Origin of the sequence: Neptunomonas japonica DSM 18939 (assembly GCF_000422765.1) — a bacterium.
In the GTDB taxonomy this organism is placed as follows: domain Bacteria; phylum Pseudomonadota; class Gammaproteobacteria; order Pseudomonadales; family Balneatricaceae; genus Neptunomonas; species Neptunomonas japonica.
On sequence record NZ_AUGR01000017.1, the window covers coordinates 84,511 to 104,564 of the forward strand.

Here is a 20,054-nt window from a genome sequence, read left to right on the forward strand (position 1 = left end):
GTGTTTGGAAGCGTAAGGTTATGAAAGAGCTACCCGGTACATTATACACAGCTGAGCAAACTCGTTTGCTGGATAAAACCGCTATTGATGAAGCCGGTATACCTGGCTTTACATTAATGAAGCGAGCAGGGCGTGCTGTTTTCTTAGAAATTCAAAAACGTTGGCCAGATATTAAAAACCTTACGGTGCTATGTGGGGGCGGAAATAATGGCGGTGATGGTTTTGTTGTTGCTGCATTGGCGCGACAAAAAGGCTTATCAGTGCAAGCGCTCTTCGTGGGTAGTGATGATTTTGCTAGCGAGCTTAGAGGAGAGGCCAGAGAAGCGTGGCTATGGGCAAGCGGTGAAGGTGTTAAGTTCGATGTCTTCCAAGATGACCAACCGTTTGAAGGTGATGTGATCGTTGATGCTCTATTAGGGACTGGCTTGACCGGTAATATTCGTGGGCCATTCCAATTAGCGATCAATAAGCTGAATCGACGGCCACGTCCTGTGATCTCTGTTGATATTCCTTCAGGGCTATGCGCAGATACTGGGCGAGTTTTAGGTTGTGCTGTTAAAGCCGATGTTACTGTTACTTTTATAGGTCTAAAGCTCGGGCTTTTCATGCACCAAGCTGTTGAGCATATAGGCGAGCTATTGTTTGATGGTTTGCATATACCTGAATCAGTATATGAACAGGTTTCTGTCAGCGCTTTTCGCTTAGGCGCTGATGATGTAGTTGAGTGCTTACCTGTACGTTCAAGGTCGGCCCATAAGGGCTCTTTTGGTCACGTGCTCGTTATTGGCGGTGATCAAGGAATGGGCGGCGCTGCTATTATGGCAGCTGAAGCGGCGCTTTATAGCGGCGCGGGAAAAGTCACCTTAGCAACAAGAGCTGAGCATATAACAGCGGCATTATGCCGATGCCCAGAGGTAATGGTGCGTGCTGTTGAGTCTGGGCTTGAGCTATTACCTTTGCTTGAACAGGCTGATGTTATAGTGTTTGGCCCCGGATTAGGACAGCAGGCATGGGCAGATCAGATGCTTCAAACGGTATGGAAAAGCAATCTGCCTGCGGTCATTGATGCTGATGGCTTAAATATTTTATTGAAGAAAGGTAAGTTTAATCAGTTATCACGTAAAAATTGGATCTTAACACCTCATCCTGGTGAGGCCGCTCGTTTGTTGAGGAGCGAGATTGATTTACTGCAAAAAGATCGCATTGCTAGTGTGATGGAGCTGCAAGGTGTGGCGGGTGGTACTGTTGTACTAAAGGGCGCTGGATCGCTGATTACAGATGGTGATGTAGTACATTTGTGCAGTGCCGGAAATCCAGGTATGGCATCGGGTGGTATGGGAGATGTATTGTCAGGCATTATCGGTGGCTTATTAGCGCAAAAGCTAAGCCCAGTTGATGCGGCTAGAGTTGGCGTATATGCTCACTCGGCGGCTGCAGATTTATGTGTGCAGCAAAGTGGGGAGCGGGGCTTGAAAGCGACAGATCTTTTCCCTTATGTTAGATTGATTTTAAACGAAAAAGTGTAAGTTAAATGCAACAAGAATTTTTTGCAAAAGATGAAGCTGCCATGGAGCAGTTTGGTGCTGAGTTACTGCGTGCAATGCAGCATCAGGGCGTCGTTAACCTAGTTGGCGATCTAGGTATGGGCAAAACAACATTAAGCCGCGGGGTTATTCGAGCCGCAGGCCATCAAGGTACGGTTAAAAGTCCAACTTATACGCTTGTAGAGCCTTATGAGCAGGATGACGGCACTATTTATCATTTTGACTTGTATCGCTTGATGGACCCTGAAGAGTTGGAATATATGGGCATTCGGGACTATTTTACTGATACGTCGTTATGCTTGATTGAGTGGCCAGATAAAGGTGAAGGTTTATTGCCTGAAGCTGATTTAGAGGTGTTTTTGGATGTCTCAGGAGAGGGGCGTTCTATTAGCTGGAAAGCTAAGACTCAAAAAGGTAAGGCTGCGGCCGATAACTTATCTCAACAGCTTGATAATGAAGCATTAAACTAATCACTGAACTAATAACAGAGAGCGTCGACTAACCTGACATGATGACTTGTTTGATTAAATACATAGTACGCATTTCAATACTAATAAGTTGCGTACTGTCGGTAGGCTTTGTATATGCTGCAGACATCAAAAATGTCCGTATGTGGTTGGCACCCGATAATACTCGTCTTGTGTTCGACCTCAGTGGTCCTGTAACACACAAGATCTTCACGTTGAATAAGCCTGATCGCTTGGTGTTAGATATTAACAACGCCGCTGTCAAAACCCGCCTTTCTAAGTTGAACCTTAAAGGAAGCCCTATCAAGCAAGTGCGTACCAGCACGAAGGGCAAGAACTTACGCGTGGTGTTGGATCTTAATAAAAGTATTCGCCCTAGAAGTTTTGATTTAAAACCCAATGACCAATATGGGTATCGTTTGGTTCTTGATCTTTTTAACACGGCAAAAGAGACGGTTGTTAAGACGGCGACCCCTAGTGACACAAAGGGTAAGTTGCGAGATATCGTTATTGCGATAGATGCGGGGCACGGTGGTGAAGATCCTGGGGCAATTGGCGCTGGTCGAGTACGTGAAAAAGATGTGGTTTTAGGTATATCAAAAGAAGTTAAGCGTCTGATTGATAAAGAAAAAGGTTTTAAAGCAGAGCTGATACGTTCGGGGGACTATTATATCAGTTTGCGTGGACGTACAAAAAAAGCACGTAATAAAAACGCAGACTTATTTGTTTCTATTCATGCTGATGCGTTTAAAGATTCTAGAGCGCGCGGTGCTTCAGTGTGGGTATTGTCCAGTAGAGGGGCAACCAGTGAAGTGGGGCGCTGGTTGGCACGAAAAGAGAACAGTGCCGATCTGATTGGGGGTGTTGGTAGTGTCAGCCTTGAAGATAAAGATGATGTGCTAGCGGGTGTTTTGTTAGATATGTCGATGACGGCAAGCCGTTCAGATAGCCTGCAAATCGCCAGTAAAATTCATGGGAATGTCGGTAAATTTGCTAAAATGCATAAGTCTCGAGTAGAAAGTGCAGGCTTTATGGTGCTGAAATCACCTGATATCCCGTCAATTTTGGTGGAGACCGGTTTTATTTCAAACCCAGGAGAGGCTAGGTTACTGAAAACAAAAGCCTATCAGCGTAAAATGGCTAAGGCAATTTATGCTGGCATTAAGTCCCACTTTTGGAATAAACCTCCCGCTTACACTTACATTGCTTATAAAAAGAATGGCGGCTATAAACAGTCTGGACAGCGTCGTTATCAAGTGGTCAGCGGTGATACACTATCAGTGATTGCATCGCGTCATGGTGTTAAGTTGAATGTTTTACGTAAAACAAATGACATTAAAGGCGACAAAATCCGTATTGGTCAGGTTTTACGTATTCCCACTAGTTAGTTTTTTTAGTTTTAAATCAGGTATTAATTAGAGTTTTCATGTCACAAATTCATTTATTGTCTCCTCGTCTGGCCAACCAAATAGCAGCAGGAGAGGTGGTCGAACGGCCTGCGTCTGTCGTAAAAGAATTACTGGAAAACAGTCTGGATGCCGGTGCTACTCGTCTGGAAGTTGATGTTGAACAGGCGGGAATTAAATTAATTCGTATCCGTGATGATGGCGATGGTATTGAAAAAGATGACCTGCCGTTAGCATTGAGTCGCCATGCAACCTCTAAAATTTATGAACTTGAAGATTTGGAAGCGGTAGCCAGTTTAGGCTTTCGGGGAGAGGCGCTAGCGAGTATCAGCTCCGTGTCGCGCTTGACGCTAACCTCGCGGCGTATCTGCAGTGAGCATGCTTGGCAGGTGCAGACTGAGGGACGAGATATGTCGGCGCAATTGTCACCCGCAGCACACCCGCAGGGTACTACGGTTGAAATGCGCGATCTGTTCTTTAATACGCCGGCGCGCCGTAAATTTTTAAAAACTGAAAACACCGAATTTAAACATCTTGAAGAGGTGGTGAAGCGCTTAGCGTTGAGCCGCTTTGATGTTGCTTTTCAATTGAAGCACAATGGGCGTGTTATCCATCAATTAAAGCCTGCCAGTGTTAAAGCAGAGCAAGAACGCCGTGTTGCAGCTGTCTGTGGACCTGCATTTGTTGATCAGTCGTTACACGTTGATATGAACGCAGAAGCTTCTGGTTTAAGCCTTAGAGGTTGGATCGGGCTGCCGACATTTTCTCGTAGTCAGGCTGATTTACAGTACTTCTTTGTTAATGGGCGGATGATTAGAGATAAGTTGGTTACACACGCCGTGCGACAGGCCTATGCCGATGTGCTTTTTCATGGACGACATCCTGCTTATGTACTGTATTTGGAGCTAGATCCCGCCTTGGTGGATGTAAATGTGCATCCAACGAAGCACGAGGTTCGCTTTCGTGAAGGCCGGTTGGTCCATGATTTTATTTTCAGGTCTATCCATCGAGTGATTGGCGAAATTCGTCCCGATGCTTCGAATGTACCCGCTCTACAGGAATTAACAGCAGTAGAGGCAACCACTGAACAAAAGTTTGATCAGCAATATATGCCGCTGCATCAGCCGCGTGAAATATCCGGTGTTAATGAGCAGATAGCTCCATACGGGCAGCTGCACCAAAATCGTAGCTTTTCACAGCCTTCATCGAGTGGTTTTTCTGCGAGTCCACCTGTGGTGTCGTTTGAGTCTGATGAAATGGCTGAGGTTCCACCGTTGGGGTATGCCGTAGCGCAGCTGCATGGGATCTACGTTCTGTCTCAAAATAAGGAAGGCTTGGTGCTGGTGGATATGCATGCAGCCCACGAACGCATTGTCTATGAGCGCTTAAAGTTGGCTTGTGAGGCCGAAGGTGTTAGAAGTCAGCCTCTACTAGTGCCTGTTAGTGTGGCGCTAAGTGTACGGGAAGCCGATGCAGCAGAAGAGTTCGATGAGCTGTTTGAAAAGCTAGGGTTTGAACTAGCGCGAATGGGCGAAGAGACGATAGTGATTCGCCAAGTACCCGTAACACTTGCCAAAGCTAATGTAGAGCAACTACTGCGTGATGTGTTGTCTGATATGATGATGTTTGGCAGTAGTCGTCGTTTAGAAGAGCATATGAATGAGCTATTAGCCACGATGGCATGTCATGGCGCTGTTCGTGCTAACCGCCAGTTGACACTTCCTGAAATGAATAGCCTATTACGAGATATGGAGGCAACTGAGCGTAGTGGCCAATGCAATCATGGCCGTCCAACCTGGACCCAGCTAAGTATGGGTGAACTTGATAAATTATTTATGAGGGGGCAGTGATGGTTGCTATTAAGTTGCCTCCAGCAATTTTTTTAATGGGGCCTACCGCTGCAGGTAAAACTGATTTAGCGATGCGTCTTACTGAAGAGCTGCCTTGTGACATCATCAGTGTTGATTCTGCCCTGGTTTATAAAGGTATGGATATCGGTACAGCTAAACCCGACGTGGGGATGTTAAAAAAATACCCGCACCGCTTAGTCGATATTATCGATCCTTCACAAAGTTACTCTGCTGCAGAGTTTAGGGCAGATGCCTTAAGAGAGATGGCTGAAATAACCGCAAAAGGTCGTATTCCGCTCTTGGTAGGGGGCACTATGATGTATTATAACGCCCTAATAAAAGGGTTGGCGCCTTTGCCTGAGGCTGATCCAGAAGTACGTCAGCGCTTGTTGGAACAAGGAGAGCGTGAGGGGTGGCCTGCATTGCATGCGCAGTTATCTATTATTGATCCTGAATCAGCAAAGCGTTTAGCGCCGAATGATTCCCAGCGCTTGCAGCGCGCCTTAGAAGTCTATGAGCTGACAGGGCGCACGTTAACGCAGTTGTGGGCTGAACAAGAAAGCCAGAGTTTTGGATACAACGTTCTTAATTTAGCTGTAATGCCTGAAGAGCGCAAAACCTTACATGAGCGGATTGCACTGCGTTATAAAATAATGTTAGAGGAAGGCTTTGTTGATGAGGTTAAGGCGCTGCATCAACGTGGTGATCTACATACGCAAATGCCATCTGTGCGCTGTGTTGGTTATCGACAAGTATGGTCATACCTTGATGGCGAATGGGATTATGACACTATGGTCGAAAAAGGTATTATTGCGACGCGCCAGCTGGCTAAAAGGCAGATAACATGGCTCAGAAGCTGGGAAAACTTACACTGGTTGAAGAGCGAAGATAAAGATATTCTCAATCACAGCTTGAAATTGTTTGATACAGCCATTATATAATGCTGTAGTTATATGGTTTTGGTGCTGTGCACAAAAAGGTTTTATTATCATTTTTAGATAAATGACCTAACATAATAAATGAAGTATTCATCAGGAAGGAGTTTCCAATGTCAAAAGGGCAGTCTCTACAAGACCCTTATCTGAACGTTCTACGCAAGGAACGTGTTCCCGTTTCAATTTTCTTGGTAAACGGTATTAAGCTGCAGGGGCAGATTGAATCTTTCGATCAATTTGTTATTTTGCTTAAGAATACGGTAAGCCAGATGGTGTATAAACACGCCATTTCTACGGTTGTCCCATCACGCCCGGTGAAACTGCCACAGCCTGATGAAGTACAACCCGACTGAGGTATAAACTGATTGTTTTTTGAACGTCCTGAGTCAGGCGAAAAAGCCATACTCGTTCATATGGAGATGTCTGCTAAGGCTATCCAAGAATCCCCGCGCGAGCTCGAAGAGCTCGCACTGTCTGCCGGGGCTGATCCTGTTGAAATACTAACGGGCAGCCGTCAAAGGCCTACTGCAAAGTTCTTTATTGGTACTGGAAAACTTGAAGAATTAAGACAGCTTACCCAGTTACATGAAGCTGAATTGGTTATTTTTAATCATGCTTTGTCTCCTGCTCAAGAACGAAATATTGAGCGTGTGATCCAGTGTCGTGTATTGGATCGTACAGGGCTTATATTAGATATTTTTGCGCAACGTGCCAGAACCCATGAGGGTAAGTTGCAAGTAGAGCTTGCTCAATTGGAGCATATGTCTACTCGCTTAGTACGAGGCTGGACTCACCTTGAGCGCCAAAAAGGTGGTATCGGTCTACGTGGTCCGGGTGAGAGTCAGCTTGAGACAGATAGACGATTGTTACGAGCGCGAATTCAAACTATTCTTGCCCGCCTGGATAAAGTTCAGAAGCAGCGAGAGCAAGGTCGCCGCTCAAGGCAGCGTGCTGAAGTGCCAACTATTTCGTTAGTGGGCTACACCAATGCGGGTAAGTCGTCATTATTTAATAAAATGACTGACGCAGAGGTGTATGTGGCTGATCAGTTGTTCGCCACGCTAGATCCGACGTTACGTAAAATAGAGTTGGACGATGTTGGTCCCGCAATTCTTGCGGACACGGTTGGATTTATCCGTCACTTGCCACACAAATTGGTTGAATCTTTTCGTGCGACACTTCAAGAAACAACAGATGCGACTTTGTTGTTGCATCTAATTGATGCGTGTGACGATGAGCGGCAAGGCCATATTGATGAAGTGGAACGTGTACTTAAAGAGATTGGTGCTGATGATGTGCCATTGCTTCAGGTCTACAATAAAATTGATTTGATGCCTGGCCAGAAAGCACGTATTGATAGAAATAGTGATGGTGAGCCAGTGCGCGTTTGGCTATCAGCAGTATCGGGCGATGGCATTGATTTATTATTGAGTGCTGTCAATGAGCGGCTGTCTGATGATGTATTTCACGATACAATCAGTTTAAAGCCAAAAGATGGGCAGTTACGTGCTCACCTTTATGCCCAAAGTGCCGTCTTGAATGAAGTTATTGACGAGCACGGTGATATGCAGCTGGAGATTCGTTTGCAGCGCAAAGACTTATTACAAATGCTAAGTCGCTTGGGTATGGCAACTGAACAATATCGTGTAGAAGAGGTCTATTAACATCTTCTTCACTGAATTTATTAAATTTTGATTTTTAACGGAGAACTATATGGCTTGGAACGAGCCTGGCGGCAATGGTAATGGCCAGGATCCTTGGGGTGGCGGTGATAAGCGCAACGACAAGGGCAACCGTGGTAATGATCAAGGCCCACCAGATTTAGATGAGGCGCTACGTAAGCTGCAAGACCGACTGAACGATCTTTTTGGTGGATCGGGCAAAAAAAGCGGTGGTGGAGGCGGTGGTAGTTCTCCCGCAGGCAGTAACAGTGCTTTTATTTGGGTTGTACTTGCTGTTGCAGTTCTTGCATGGGGCGGTATGGGTTTTTACACCGTCGATCAGCAGGAGCGTGGTGTCGTGCTTACTTTAGGTAAGTATAGCGAAACGGTTAATCCTGGTTTGCAGTGGAATCCACCGCTTATTGATGAAGTAAGTATCGTAAATACTACGCGTGTTCGTAGCCATGATCATCAGGCGTTGATGCTGACCGAAGATGAAAACATCGTGGATGTTGCCATGACCGCTCAGTATGTTGTTGCTGACCCTAAAGCTTATGAGCTAAGTGTACGTGATCCGGATGGTAGTCTTTCTAATGCGGCTGAGTCGGCTTTGCGCCATGTGGTTGGTTCATCTGAAATGCATTCAATCCTGACGGAAGGTCGTGAAACGCTGGCTATTCAGGTGCAGGAACGTTTGCAGCGCTATATGTCAGACTACAACACGGGTATCTCCATTACTCAGGTGAACATCAAAAATGCCCAGGCGCCTAGCCAAGTGCAAGATGCATTCGATGATGTAATCAAAGCGCGTGAAGATGAGCAGCGAGTTAAAAACGAAGCGCAATCTTATGCTAACGGTGTTGTTCCTGAGGCGCGTGGTAAAGCACAGCGTATGTTGGAAGAGGCAAGTGCTTATCGTGAGCAGGTTGTTTCTAAGGCGGAGGGTGAATCGAAACGTTTTACAGCTCTGTTAACTGAGTATGAAAAAGCGCCTGGTGTTACGCGTGAGCGTCTCTATCTTGATGCGATGCAAGAAGTCTTGGCTAAGAACGCTAAAGTGCTGATTGATGTAGAAGGCGGTAATAATATGATGTATCTGCCTGTGGATAAACTTATCCAGAACAATGGTAGTCGTCAGCCTGCTGTTACTTCAGGTAACCTGCGTTTAGATGACCAGTCTTTAAGAAGTGTGACTAATCAAGTAGTGGATCAGATTAGACAAAGCCAAGCGACAACTCGTAGGGAGGGTAGACAATGAGTACGAAAGCACTATTTTCAATCATCCTTGCGGGCGTAATTATACTAGTTGCATCTAAGTCTGTTTATATTATTAAAGAAACGGAACGTGCAGTTAAATTGCAGTTTGGTGAGATTGTTGAGCCGGATATTAAACCGGGGCTGAGTTTTAAGATTCCGTTCGTTAATACCATTCGCAAATTCGATGGTCGTGTTTTGACGCTGGATAGTCGTCCGCAAGCGTTCTTAACTATCGAGAAGAAGCGTCTAATTGTTGATGCTTTTTTGAAGTGGAAAATTAACAGCGTTGAAACTTACTATACGGCAACGTCTGGTGATGAGTTCAGGGCTGCTGATCTGCTTTCTGCTCGTGTAGAGAATGAGCTGCGTAACCAGTTTGGTGCGCGTACTCTGAACGAAGTGGTGTCAGGGGAGCGTGATGAAGTAATGACGGAAGTTATTCGACGCTTGAATGAGGTGGCTTCTAAAGAGTTGGGTGTTAGCATCATTGATGTGCGTGTTAAGCGTGTAGAGCTGCCACCAGAAGTATCAAACTCTGTTTATGAGCGTATGCGTACTGAACGTGAGCGTGAAGCGCGTGAGTTGCGTTCACGTGGTTTTGAGTTGGCAGAGGGGATTCGAGCTGATGCAGACCGCCAGAAAACAGTGTTGGTTGCTGAAGCTTACCGTGAATCAGAAGGCTTGCGAGGTGAAGGTGATGCGTCGGCTGCTGCTATTTATGCGAATGCATACAGTAAAGATTCTGAGTTTTACTCTTTTACGCGTAGCTTAAAAGCTTATACAGAGGCCTTTTCAGGTAATGGCGATGTCATGTTGCTTAAGCCTGATAGTGAGTTCTTTAAATACTTATCGAATTCAGCTGGTGCTGAAAAATAGTATAAAGTCGTAAGAGAAAGTAGGAATCGACTGCACTTTGTTAGTGATTCCATGTTAAAATCGTCAAAACCGGGCCTAGTCCCGGTTTTTTTATGTAAAGTGCGGCTGGTAGTGAATGTCATCAGAGTTTTGGTATGAAATAGCAATAGCTTTTTGTCTGGTGATGATTCTGGAAGGTGTTTTACCTTTTCTTTATCCACATCGTTGGCGGGGAATGGTGGAGCAGCTAGCTAATATAGATGATCGCACACTGCGAATTATTGGTTTGCTTAGCATGCTTGCGGGTGTGCTGGGTCTTTATCTGATTCATTGATAATAGGTTTTGGAGTTATACATGGCATTGGCTGATCGCTGGTTGCTTCCTGATGGCGTTAAAGAAATGCTGCCGCCAAATGCGCGTCAGGTTGAAGTATTACGCCGTAAGATGCTCGATCTTTATGATAGCTGGGGCTATGACTTAGTGATGCCGCCTTTGATGGAGCATTTTGACTCGCTTTTGACGGGTGCCGGTAAAGATCTTGAGCTAAATACCTTTAAATTGGTTGATCAATTGACAGGTCAGACGTTGGGTGTTCGTGCAGATATTACGCCACAGGTAGCCAGAATTGATGCTCATCGAATGCATGTAGAAGGTGCAAATCGACTTTGTTATTGTGGTTCTGTATTGCATACGCATTCTGCCAATATGTTGGCGTCTCGTAATCCTTTGCAGATAGGTGCCGAGCTGTACGGGCATGCTGGAATAGAAAGTGATATAGAAGTAATTTCTTTGATGCTTGAGACGCTCTATGCTTCAGGCCTGCAAGACGAGTTAAGTTTGGACCTTGGACATGTAGGGATCTTTCAGGGGTTGGTTGTTGAAGCCAATTTAGATGCCTCTATCGTAGTTCAGTATATGGAGTTGTTACAGCGTAAGGCTTTGCCTGAGCTGTCGGAATTTTTGGAATCACTGGATATTGATGCCAGTTATATAGCTATGTTGGCAGAGTTGCCTAAGTTGAATGGTGGCTTAGAAGTGCTGGCAAAAGCTAAAGATATATTTGCAGATACTAACGCTTCTATTTTGGAGGCTGTTGCATATTTAGAGCGCCTTTCCAGTATTATTCAGCAGCGTTACCCTGGGGTAGACTTGTATTTTGACCTAGGTGAGTTGCGCGGATATAACTATCATACGGGTGTGGTTTTTTCTGCATTAACACCTGTTTTTGGTCAGGCAATAGCAAAAGGCGGTCGCTATGATGCGATCGGTAAAGATTTTGGTAGAGCACGTCCGGCTACGGGCTTTAGTGCTGATCTGAAAACATTAGCAGACCTTGCTGCTAGTGTGGATGAAAATATTGTAAGAGGCGTTTTGGCACCGGAGAGTGGTGACACTCATCTGATGCAAAAAATTGCTGATTTGCGATCTCAAGGAATTAGAGTAATGCAACAGTTGCCTGGAGATACGGCTACTGATGCAGCGGTTTTTAGCCAGAAATTGGTTAAGCAGGGTGAAGAGTGGGTCTTAGCGGCTCTGTAATCACATACGATTAACGTAAATAAACTAGAGACAACAATGGGTAAGAACGTAGTTGTTTTAGGCACTCAGTGGGGCGATGAAGGCAAGGGTAAAATTGTCGATTTGCTAACTGAGCAGGTATCAGCGGTTGCTCGTTTTCAGGGTGGCCATAATGCTGGGCATACATTGGTTATCGATGGTAAGAAAACTGTTTTGCATTTAATACCGTCGGGTATTTTGCGCGAAAAAGTTCTCTGTCTAATTGGTAATGGCGTAGTGCTTTCTCCTGAAGCTTTATTGAAAGAGATGCGCGGCTTGGAAGAGGCTGGCGTACCAGTACGTGAGCGTTTAAGGTTGAGTCCTGCCTGTCCGCTGATTTTGCCATACCATGTGGCATTAGATCAGGCGCGTGAGGCGGCTCGAGGCGAAGCTAAAATCGGTACTACGGGTCGAGGTATTGGTCCTGCTTATGAAGATAAAGTGGCGCGCCGAGGTTTGCGTCTATCTGATTTGATGAATGCTGAGCGCTTTGAAACTAAGCTTCGCGAAGTTATGAAGTATCATAACTTTGTTCTGAAAAACTATTATCAGGCTGAAGAAGTTGATGTCGATAGTATGTTGGCAGAAGCGCTTGAGATGGCTGAGCAGTTGCGCCCTATGGTGGCTGATGTCACGGCAATACTTCATAAGATGCGTAAAAATGATGAGAGCATCATGTTTGAAGGTGCGCAGGGATCATTGTTGGATATTGATCATGGTACCTATCCATTCGTAACCTCATCTAACACGACAGCTGGTGGCGCCTCTACGGGTTCTGGTTTTGGCCCTTTGTATCTGGATTACATTCTAGGTATTACCAAAGCTTACACTACAAGAGTCGGTAGTGGGCCATTCCCTACTGAGCTTGACTGTGAGGTCGGCCAGTACTTGGGTGAAAGAGGTCATGAGTTTGGTGCTACTACAGGTCGTGAGCGTCGTTGTGGTTGGTTTGATGCTGTAGCGCTTAAGCATGCAATTCAGGTCAACTCAGTATCTGGTATCTGTCTGACTAAATTAGATGTGCTGGATGGGCTTGAGGTAATTAAGGTTTGTGTTGGTTACCGTGACGCTGAAGGTAATTTGGTTGAGACGCTGACAGGTAGTGAAGACTACGATGCAGTTGAGCCGATTTATGAAGAGTTGCCAGGTTGGACTGACTCGACCGTAGGTGCTCAGACTTTAGCTGAGCTGCCTGCTGCTGCGAAGAGTTATATCACTCGTTTAGAAGAGTTGCTGGAAACGCCGGTAGATATTATTTCTACAGGTCCAGATCGTGTCGAAACGATTGTCTTGCGTGATCCCTTTGCGGTTTAAAAGGTAGTACGTATAAAAAAACCGGCGAGAGCCGGTTTTTTTATATCTAGAACTACGCTTATGCTTCTATTGCTGGGCGGATAGCCTTTAATAGTGCTTTGAATAGTTTAGGGTTGGCAGATACAGTGTTGCCATTCTTGCGGAAGTCATTGCCGCCTTTTAAATCGCCTAGCAAGCCGCCGGCTTCCTGAATGATCAATGCGCCAGTAGTTAATGTGCCTTGGTTTAGTTTTATCTGAATAAAACCGTCTAAACGCCCTGCAGCCATATACGCCATGTTTAGTGCCGCGGATCCGGTGTTGTGAAGGATAGCGTCAGCGCTCTGAAGTTGGCATGAAATCTGTTTAAAGGTATCAAATTGTGCTTTTTCTGCGGCGCTGTTCAAAAAGCTAGAGCCAATAATGGTTTGCTCTAGTGTGCGCTTGTTGCTAACGCGAAGTCGTTTGCCGTTTAAGTGAGCACCGTTACCGCGGCTGGCGGTAAACTCTTCGCCAGTGATTGGGTTGAGGATAAGGGCGTGTTCTGTGCGGCCTTTAAGCTCTGCTGACATGCAAATAGCAAATACAGGCAACCCATTGGTAAAATTGGAAATGCTATCGATAGGGTTGATGTGCCAAGTGACGTCAGTGTTTTCTTCTAGTGATTTGTGTACACCAGAGAATTCACCCACTATTGCGTGGCTTGGGTAAGCCTTCTGAATAGAGTAAGCGATCGTTTGCTCTGCTTTGGTGGCAGTTTCGTTTAGGAAATCGCTGATGCTGGATTGTTCTGATTTTATCAGGTCAATTCGCTCGGCAGAGCGAGCAATCTGTTCGCCAGCGATGCGTGCCGCTCGAAGGGCAATGTTTAGCATGGGTTGCATTAGTATTGGTGCTCAGTTTGGATAGCAAAGCATGATTATACAAAAGCTAGGGCCAGGACAGAACACCTGAGTGACATTCTGTTAAACTATTAGTCGATTTTTATGTGAAGTTGGTTATGAAATTAGAAAATATTCGTATTGTTCTCGTAAATACAACGCATCCTGGCAATATTGGGGGTGTGGCACGTGCCATGAAAAATATGGGGCTTGTCGATCTTTCTCTCGTTGTGCCTCGCGTTTTCCCTTCTGGAGATGCTGATGCACGCGCCGCAGGTGCATCAGATATCTTGAAAACTGCCTCGGTAGTTGACTCTTTAGAGGAGGCTGTTGCTGATGCGCATGTAGTGGTGGGGGCTAGTGCTCGTGGTAGGAATATCCCTTGGCCAGTTATGGATCCTCATGAATTGGCTGGCGTAGCTATTTCATTGCAAGAAGAGCAGAAAATAGCCATCGTTTTTGGTCGAGAAGATCGCGGCCTAACAAATGAGGAACTACAGCTTTGTCATCTTCATGTGCACATTCCTTCTGTAGAAGGTTTTAGTTCTTTGAACCTTGCAGCAGCAGTGCAAGTTATTGCATATGAGTTGCGTATGGTTCAGCTGAAAGAGTCGCAAGGACAGTTGCAGGCGCCTAAGTGGGGGACAGACTGGGATGTTGAGCTTGCAGAGCATCGCGAACTTGAATTGCTATTTGATCATTTGGAAAAAGTGTTAATTGATGTTGATTTTCTTGATCCTGAGAGTCCTCGACACCTAATGCCGCGCTTGAGGCGTTTATTTCAAAGAGCAGTGCCAGATAAGGTTGAGGTCAATATTCTGCGTGGCATGTTGAGCCATATTCAGAAAAAAAATGACCTTAATTGACCTCGAAGCTGCATGTGATTTTATCGTTACGGACATCTGTCTTTAAAAGTGGTAAATTGTAGCGCCGGAATTAGTAATAACCTACTTAAATGCTCGGACTAATACTTGACTATTTTTGTAGGTTAAAACATACTGCTACCCAAGATTAAGAATGAAGGGCGGTTGTTTATGCGACTAACAACAAAAGGGCGATATGCTGTTACCGCAATGCTTGATTTAGCGCTGCATGAAGGGCAGGGGCCTATCAGTTTGGCGGATATCTCTGAAAGGCAGGGTATTTCTTTGTCTTATTTAGAGCAACTCTTTGCAAAATTACGCAGAAATAGTCTGGTAAAAAGCGTGAGAGGTCCGGGCGGAGGTTATCAGCTAAATCATGAGAAGCAGGCAATAAGCGTTGCGCAAGTGGTTGATGCCGTTAATGAGTCTGTAGAAGCAACCGGCTGCGGCCGTCAAGGTGATTGTCAGAACGGGGAAACGTGTCTGACACATCACTTATGGTGTGATTTAAGTAACCAGATTCACTCTTTTCTAAATGGTATTTCATTGGCGGATCTGGTGGTAAGAAAAGATGTAAAAGATGTGGCTGATAGGCAAGATCGCCGCCACAGTAGTCAGGTTTTTCTGACTGCCACTGACTCTTTACTGGCTGATAAAGCCACTGTATAAAATGCGCTGGAGCTAAAGAATGAAGTTTCCTATCTATTTTGATTATTCGGCAACAACACCTGTTGATCCTCGTGTGGCAGAAAAAATGGTTGCATGCCTCACGCTGGACGGTAATTTTGGTAATCCTGCTTCCCGTTCTCATTTATTTGGGTGGAAAGCAGAAGACGCGGTAGAAACAGCGCGTAAGCAAGTTGCTGACCTTTTGAGTGCGGATCCTCGTGAGATTGTTTGGACTTCAGGAGCTACTGAGTCAGATAATTTGGCTATTAAGGGTGTTGCTCACTTCTATCATAAGAAAGGTAAGCACATTATTACATCTCGAATCGAGCATAAGGCGGTTCTAGATACTTGTCGCCAGTTAGAAAGAGAAGGTTTTGAAGTTACTTACCTTGATCCTGACTCTGATGGCTTGATTCATCCTGAAACGGTGTCTGCTGCTATACGTGAAGACACTATTCTCGTTTCTTTGATGCACGTTAATAACGAAATTGGCACCATTACTGATATCGCAGCTATTGGTGAAATCACACGTGAAAAAGGCATAATTTTTCATGTAGATGCCGCTCAGAGTGCCGGTAAAGTAGAAATTGATTTAACAAAGCTGAAAGTTGATCTTATGTCTTTTAGTGCGCATAAGATTTATGGTCCTAAAGGTATTGGTGCTCTATATGTGCGCCGTAAACCGCGTATCCGTCTTGAAGCGATTATGCACGGCGGTGGTCATGAGCGAGGAATGCGTTCAGGAACATTACCAACACATCAGATTGTAGGCATGGGTGAAGCATTTCGTTTAGCTAAAGAAGAGTTAGCGGCTGATAATGCTCATATGTTGGCACTGCGAGACCGTTTGTGGGAAGGTTTGAAAGATATGGAAGAAGTTCATATCAATGGATCCTTTTCTCAGCGCGTTCCTGCGAACTTAAATATTAGTTTTGCCTTTGTGGAAGGTGAATCTTTGTTGATGTCGCTAAAAGATTTAGCGGTCTCTTCAGGTTCTGCTTGTACATCGGCGAGTCTTGAGCCTTCGTACGTATTGCGTGCACTTGGCTTGAGCGATGAGTTGGCGCACAGTTCTATTCGTTTCTCATTCGGTCGTTTTACTACCAATGAAGAGATCGATCATGCGATTGGGCAGCTCAAAACCGCAGTAGGTAAGCTTCGTGAGCTGTCGCCTCTGTGGGATATGTTTAAAGACGGTGTGGACTTAAGCAAAGTTGAGTGGGTTCACCACTAAGAATTGTTGCGCTAATTGGAGGTTGATATGGCTTATAGTGAAGAAGTACTCGAACATTACGAGAATCCGCGTAACGTCGGTAAAATGGATGACAGTGATAGTCATGTAGGTACAGGTATGGTGGGTGCGCCAGCTTGTGGTGATGTGATGCGTTTGCAAATCAAAGTTAATGATGAAGGCGTTATCGAAGATGCTAAATTCAAGACTTATGGTTGCGGGTCGGCAATTGCTTCCAGTTCACTTGTTACTGAGTGGGTTAAGGGGATGACTCTTGAGCAAGCTGCTGAGCTAAAAAATACGCAAATTGCAGATCAGCTAGCTCTGCCTCCTGTGAAAATTCACTGCTCAGTATTGGCTGAAGATGCCATTAAAGCGGCAGTTGAGGACTATAAGAAAAAACAGTCTGTTTAAGATCTGTTGAATTAACTGGTTATACATGGGTATAACCAGTAGGAAGGTATTATGGCAATTACAATGACAGCGGCGGCAATTAAACATGTGGCTGGCTACCTAGAAAAACGTGGTGGCGGTTTTGGTATTCGTGTTGGTGTGAGAACATCGGGATGCTCAGGTATGGCTTATGTACTTGAGTTTGTTGATCATCAGGACTCTGACGACCAGGTTTTTGAAATGGATGCTGGCGTTAATATTGTGATTGACCCAAAAAGCTTGGCCTATCTTGATGGTACTGAGCTTGATTTTGTTAAAGAGGGCCTGAACGAAGGCTTTGCATTTAATAATCCCAATGTTCGTAGTGAATGTGGCTGCGGTGAAAGTTTTAACGTTTAGATACCTATATTTTAAATATCATGGATATCCAACAAAATTATTTTGCTTTTCTTGGCTTGCCAGAAAGCTATGATGTTGATCTTAAAGCGCTTGCGGCGCGTTCTCATGAGCTGCAAAAAACACTACATCCAGATCGCTTTGCTCATCTATCTGAGCGTGAAAAGAGGTTGTCGGTTCAATATACGGCTTACCTGAATGAGGCGGTCGCTACGCTAAAATTCCCGCTGGGGCGTGCACAATATCTGTTGCATCTACAGGGTATTGATACAATCAGTGAGGCTTCTGTCCAGCTAGAGCCCGCTTTTTTGTTTGAACAAATGGCGCTTAGAGATGATCTAGAAGACATTAAAGTAATGTCATCTCCTGAAGCTGCGCTTGATAAGTTTATGGATGGCGTTGCTCAGCAGTTGTCTGAATATCAAAGGACATTTGCTGAATGTTATGCTGTAGGCGACTCAGAGTCGCTCGAGCGAGCGGCGGCCGTCGTTCGTAAAATGCAGTTCATGGTTAAATTGCAGAAAGAGATCGAGCTGGTTGAAAGTGAGCTCGATTAACAGGTGATAAATAAATTATGGCACTATTACAAATAGCCGAGCCTGGTCAGAGTTCTCTGCCGCATCAGCATCGATTGGCTGTAGGTATAGATTTGGGCACGACCAATTCATTAGTCGCTTCTGTACGTAGCGGCGAGTCTACAACATTGCCTGATCATGACGGTGGGCACCTCTTACCTTCTGTTGTCCGTTACTTGGAGTCTGGTGAGGCCGTCGTTGGTTCTAGTGCAAGAGAGTTTGCTTCCTCAGACGCTTACAACACAATAGTGTCAGTAAAGCGTTTAATGGGGCGTGGAATTAAAGACGTTGCTGCCTTTGGTGAAGTGCTTCCTTACGAGTTTGAGGAAGATCAAGGTGGTATGCCGTTTATTAAAACGGTGGCTGGATCTAAAAGCCCTGTTGAGGTATCCGCAGATATTCTGCGAGTGTTGGTTAAGCGTGCTGAAGAAACACTTCAGGGTGAATTAACGGGTGCCGTGATTACAGTGCCGGCTTATTTTGATGATGCTCAGCGCCAAGCAACGAAAGATGCGGCAACCTTAGCTAATATTAAAGTGTTGCGCTTGTTAAGCGAGCCTACAGCTGCTGCCGTTGCCTATGGCCTTGACCAAAAAGATGAAGGTGTCATTCTTGTTTATGACTTAGGTGGTGGCACCTTTGATGTATCTGTTCTTCGTTTAAATAAAGGTGTCTTCGAAGTGTTAGCTACTGGAGGCGATAGTGCTTTAGGTGGCGATGACTTAGATAGAGCTTTAGCAGAGTGGCTAGCGATTCAAGCAGATGTGACAATGACAATGACGGCGAGTCTTTCCCGTCAGCTCATGGAGCAGGCGCGTGAAGCTAAAGAGCAGCTTACGTTAAATGATCAGGCTTGGGTGAATTTGCAAATTGCTGGAAAAGAAGTCTCTGTGACTATTTCTCGGTTACAGTTTGAGGAGTTGATTTCCAAACTTGTTGATAAAACAGTGCGCGCTTGTAAGCGTGTAGTAAGAGATGCTGGTATCGCTTTAGATGATGTGAATGACATTGTCATGGTGGGTGGTTCAACTCGTGTGCCTCTAGTGCGCGAGCGTGTGGCTTCATTATTTGGGCGTTCGCTACATGTTGCTATCGATCCTGATAGAGTGGTTGCCATTGGTGCAGCTATTCAAGCCGATGTTTTAGCAGGTAATAAGCCTGATTCAGAAATGTTATTGCTGGACGTTATTCCACTTTCTCTCGGGCTAGAAACCATGGGTGGCTTGGTTGAGAAGGTGATTCACCGAAATACCGCGATTCCCGTTGCAAGAGCTCAAGAGTTTACGACCTACCAAGACGGTCAAACAGCTATGGCTGTTCATATTTTGCAGGGTGAGCGTGAATTGGTTGAAGACTGCCGATCACTAGCTCGTTTTGTGTTGCAAGGCATCCCTGCGATGGTGGCTGGTGCTGCCAAAATCAGGGTGACGTTCCAGGTGGATGCTGATGGTCTGTTAAGTGTTGAAGCTAAAGAGCTATCTACCGGTGTTGAAAGTAGTATTCAAGTTAAGCCTTCATACGGCTTAAGCGATATGCAGATTGCTGATATGTTAAAAGCGTCTTATTCATCAGCTGAAGCAGATAAGCAAAAACGTTTGCTACGTGAACAAAAAGTAGATGCGGATAGATTGGTATCTGCACTTGAACAAGCAATAAAAATTGATGGGCAGGCTTTGTTGACGGATGATGAGCGTAAAGGCTTAGAGGCTGAAATTCTTGTGTTAAAAGGTGTTCGCGATGGTTCGGACGCCCGCGAGATTGAGCTAGGTGTTGAGCACCTAGCTAAAGCGAGTGATGAATTTGCATCACGCAGAATGGATTTGAATATTCAGCGTGCGTTGCAGGGGCATAGTATTCAGGAAATTGAGGAGATTACATAAGTGCCGCAAATAATTTTTCTACCCCATGAAGATTTGTGTCCCGATGGTAAAGTAATTGATGTAGAACCCGGTGTGACGGTTTGCGATGCGGCATTGGCAAATGGTATTGAGATTGAGCATGCGTGCGAAAAATCTTGTGCTTGCACGACATGTCATGTCGTGATTAGAGAGGGTTTTGGCTCTCTTGAAGAGTCTGATGAGCTTGAAGACGATATGCTTGATAAGGCTTGGGGGTTGGAACCTGAATCACGCTTAAGTTGCCAGGCAAATGTTGGGGATAAGGATTTAGTGGTGGAGATTCCTCGTTATACAATTAATCAGGTATCCGAGCGCCATTAAAA

21 protein-coding genes are annotated in these 20,054 nt (G+C 45.2%); 20 read left to right on the top strand and 1 reads right to left on the bottom strand.

The genetic code is table 11. The features are described 5' to 3' along the window. Positions 1–20: 20 nt before the first annotated feature. The 12 genes from G511_RS0112275 (at position 21) to G511_RS0112330 (ending at position 12,847) form a co-directional block, all read left to right on the top strand. Positions 21–1,526 (top strand): bifunctional ADP-dependent NAD(P)H-hydrate dehydratase/NAD(P)H-hydrate epimerase, encoded by a 1,506-nt coding sequence (locus G511_RS0112275; protein WP_028469888.1) that lies wholly within the window; start codon positions 21–23, stop codon positions 1,524–1,526. A gap of 5 nt (positions 1,527–1,531) precedes the next feature. After that, the gene (tsaE, locus tag G511_RS0112280) at positions 1,532–2,014 is read left to right on the top strand and encodes a tRNA (adenosine(37)-N6)-threonylcarbamoyltransferase complex ATPase subunit type 1 TsaE (RefSeq protein WP_028469889.1); all 483 of its coding nucleotides are present in this window, start codon (positions 1,532–1,534) and stop codon (positions 2,012–2,014) included. A 41-nt stretch (positions 2,015–2,055) separates the two neighbouring features. Next, positions 2,056–3,399 (top strand): N-acetylmuramoyl-L-alanine amidase, encoded by a 1,344-nt coding sequence (locus G511_RS0112285; RefSeq protein ID WP_169565769.1) that lies wholly within the window; start codon positions 2,056–2,058, stop codon positions 3,397–3,399. A 38-nt stretch (positions 3,400–3,437) separates the two neighbouring features. Further along, a complete protein-coding gene (gene mutL, locus G511_RS0112290) occupies positions 3,438–5,267 on the top strand; it encodes a DNA mismatch repair endonuclease MutL (protein ID WP_028469891.1) in 1,830 nt (609 codons plus the stop codon). Next, the gene (gene miaA, locus G511_RS0112295) at positions 5,267–6,208 is read left to right on the top strand and encodes a tRNA (adenosine(37)-N6)-dimethylallyltransferase MiaA (protein WP_036551968.1); all 942 of its coding nucleotides are present in this window, start codon (positions 5,267–5,269) and stop codon (positions 6,206–6,208) included. The genes mutL and miaA overlap by 1 nt, the downstream gene beginning before the upstream one ends. Before the next feature lie 107 nt (positions 6,209–6,315). Further along, the gene (gene hfq / locus G511_RS0112300) at positions 6,316–6,555 is read left to right on the top strand and encodes an RNA chaperone Hfq (RefSeq protein WP_028469893.1); all 240 of its coding nucleotides are present in this window, start codon (positions 6,316–6,318) and stop codon (positions 6,553–6,555) included. A gap of 12 nt (positions 6,556–6,567) precedes the next feature. After that, positions 6,568–7,866: a ribosome rescue GTPase HflX gene (gene hflX / locus G511_RS0112305; RefSeq protein WP_028469894.1), complete on the top strand. Its 1,299-nt coding sequence runs from the start codon at positions 6,568–6,570 to the stop codon at positions 7,864–7,866. 49 nt (positions 7,867–7,915) lie between these two features. Next, positions 7,916–9,121 (top strand): FtsH protease activity modulator HflK, encoded by a 1,206-nt coding sequence (gene hflK / locus G511_RS0112310; protein WP_028469895.1) that lies wholly within the window; start codon positions 7,916–7,918, stop codon positions 9,119–9,121. Then, positions 9,118–9,996 carry a protease modulator HflC gene (gene hflC / locus G511_RS0112315; protein ID WP_028469896.1) on the top strand — a complete coding sequence of 293 codons (879 nt, stop codon included), beginning with the start codon at positions 9,118–9,120 and terminating at the stop codon, positions 9,994–9,996. The genes hflK and hflC overlap by 4 nt, the downstream gene beginning before the upstream one ends. 115 nt (positions 9,997–10,111) lie before the next feature. Continuing rightward, positions 10,112–10,309, top strand: a complete 198-nt coding sequence (locus G511_RS0112320; RefSeq protein ID WP_028469897.1) for a DUF2065 domain-containing protein — start codon at positions 10,112–10,114, stop codon at positions 10,307–10,309. A 21-nt stretch (positions 10,310–10,330) separates the two neighbouring features. Then, positions 10,331–11,515: an ATP phosphoribosyltransferase regulatory subunit gene (locus tag G511_RS0112325; RefSeq protein WP_028469898.1), complete on the top strand. Its 1,185-nt coding sequence runs from the start codon at positions 10,331–10,333 to the stop codon at positions 11,513–11,515. Between the two features lie 36 nt (positions 11,516–11,551). After that, positions 11,552–12,847 (top strand): adenylosuccinate synthase, encoded by a 1,296-nt coding sequence (locus G511_RS0112330; RefSeq protein ID WP_028469899.1) that lies wholly within the window; start codon positions 11,552–11,554, stop codon positions 12,845–12,847. Positions 12,848–12,905: 58 nt separating this feature from the next. Here G511_RS0112330 and G511_RS0112335 read toward each other — a convergent pair whose 3' ends face one another. Then, the gene (locus G511_RS0112335) at positions 12,906–13,709 is read right to left on the bottom strand and encodes an inositol monophosphatase family protein (protein WP_028469900.1); all 804 of its coding nucleotides are present in this window, start codon (positions 13,707–13,709) and stop codon (positions 12,906–12,908) included. Between the two features lie 116 nt (positions 13,710–13,825). On the opposite strand from G511_RS0112335, the gene G511_RS0112340 reads away from it, so the two are divergent. The 8 genes from G511_RS0112340 (at position 13,826) to fdx (ending at position 20,052) form a co-directional block, all read left to right on the top strand. Beyond that, positions 13,826–14,572 (top strand): RNA methyltransferase, encoded by a 747-nt coding sequence (locus tag G511_RS0112340; protein WP_028469901.1) that lies wholly within the window; start codon positions 13,826–13,828, stop codon positions 14,570–14,572. Positions 14,573–14,740: 168 nt separating this feature from the next. Beyond that, a complete protein-coding gene (iscR, locus tag G511_RS0112345; RefSeq protein ID WP_028469902.1) occupies positions 14,741–15,238 on the top strand; it encodes a Fe-S cluster assembly transcriptional regulator IscR in 498 nt (165 codons plus the stop codon). A gap of 19 nt (positions 15,239–15,257) precedes the next feature. Continuing rightward, entirely contained in the window at positions 15,258–16,472 is a 1,215-nt protein-coding gene (locus tag G511_RS0112350) for an IscS subfamily cysteine desulfurase (protein WP_028469903.1), read from the top strand. Between the two features lie 27 nt (positions 16,473–16,499). After that, positions 16,500–16,883 carry a Fe-S cluster assembly scaffold IscU gene (iscU, locus tag G511_RS0112355; RefSeq protein ID WP_028469904.1) on the top strand — a complete coding sequence of 128 codons (384 nt, stop codon included), beginning with the start codon at positions 16,500–16,502 and terminating at the stop codon, positions 16,881–16,883. A 51-nt stretch (positions 16,884–16,934) separates the two neighbouring features. Further along, positions 16,935–17,261 (top strand): iron-sulfur cluster assembly protein IscA, encoded by a 327-nt coding sequence (iscA, locus tag G511_RS0112360; RefSeq protein WP_028469905.1) that lies wholly within the window; start codon positions 16,935–16,937, stop codon positions 17,259–17,261. Between the two features lie 20 nt (positions 17,262–17,281). Next, positions 17,282–17,815 carry a Fe-S protein assembly co-chaperone HscB gene (hscB, locus tag G511_RS0112365; protein ID WP_028469906.1) on the top strand — a complete coding sequence of 178 codons (534 nt, stop codon included), beginning with the start codon at positions 17,282–17,284 and terminating at the stop codon, positions 17,813–17,815. A 17-nt stretch (positions 17,816–17,832) separates the two neighbouring features. Next, entirely contained in the window at positions 17,833–19,713 is a 1,881-nt protein-coding gene (hscA, locus tag G511_RS0112370; protein WP_028469907.1) for a Fe-S protein assembly chaperone HscA, read from the top strand. Further along, on the top strand, positions 19,714–20,052 hold the full coding sequence (fdx, locus tag G511_RS0112375; RefSeq protein WP_028469908.1) for an ISC system 2Fe-2S type ferredoxin: 339 nt from the start codon (positions 19,714–19,716) through the stop codon (positions 20,050–20,052). Positions 20,053–20,054 lie beyond the last annotated feature (2 nt).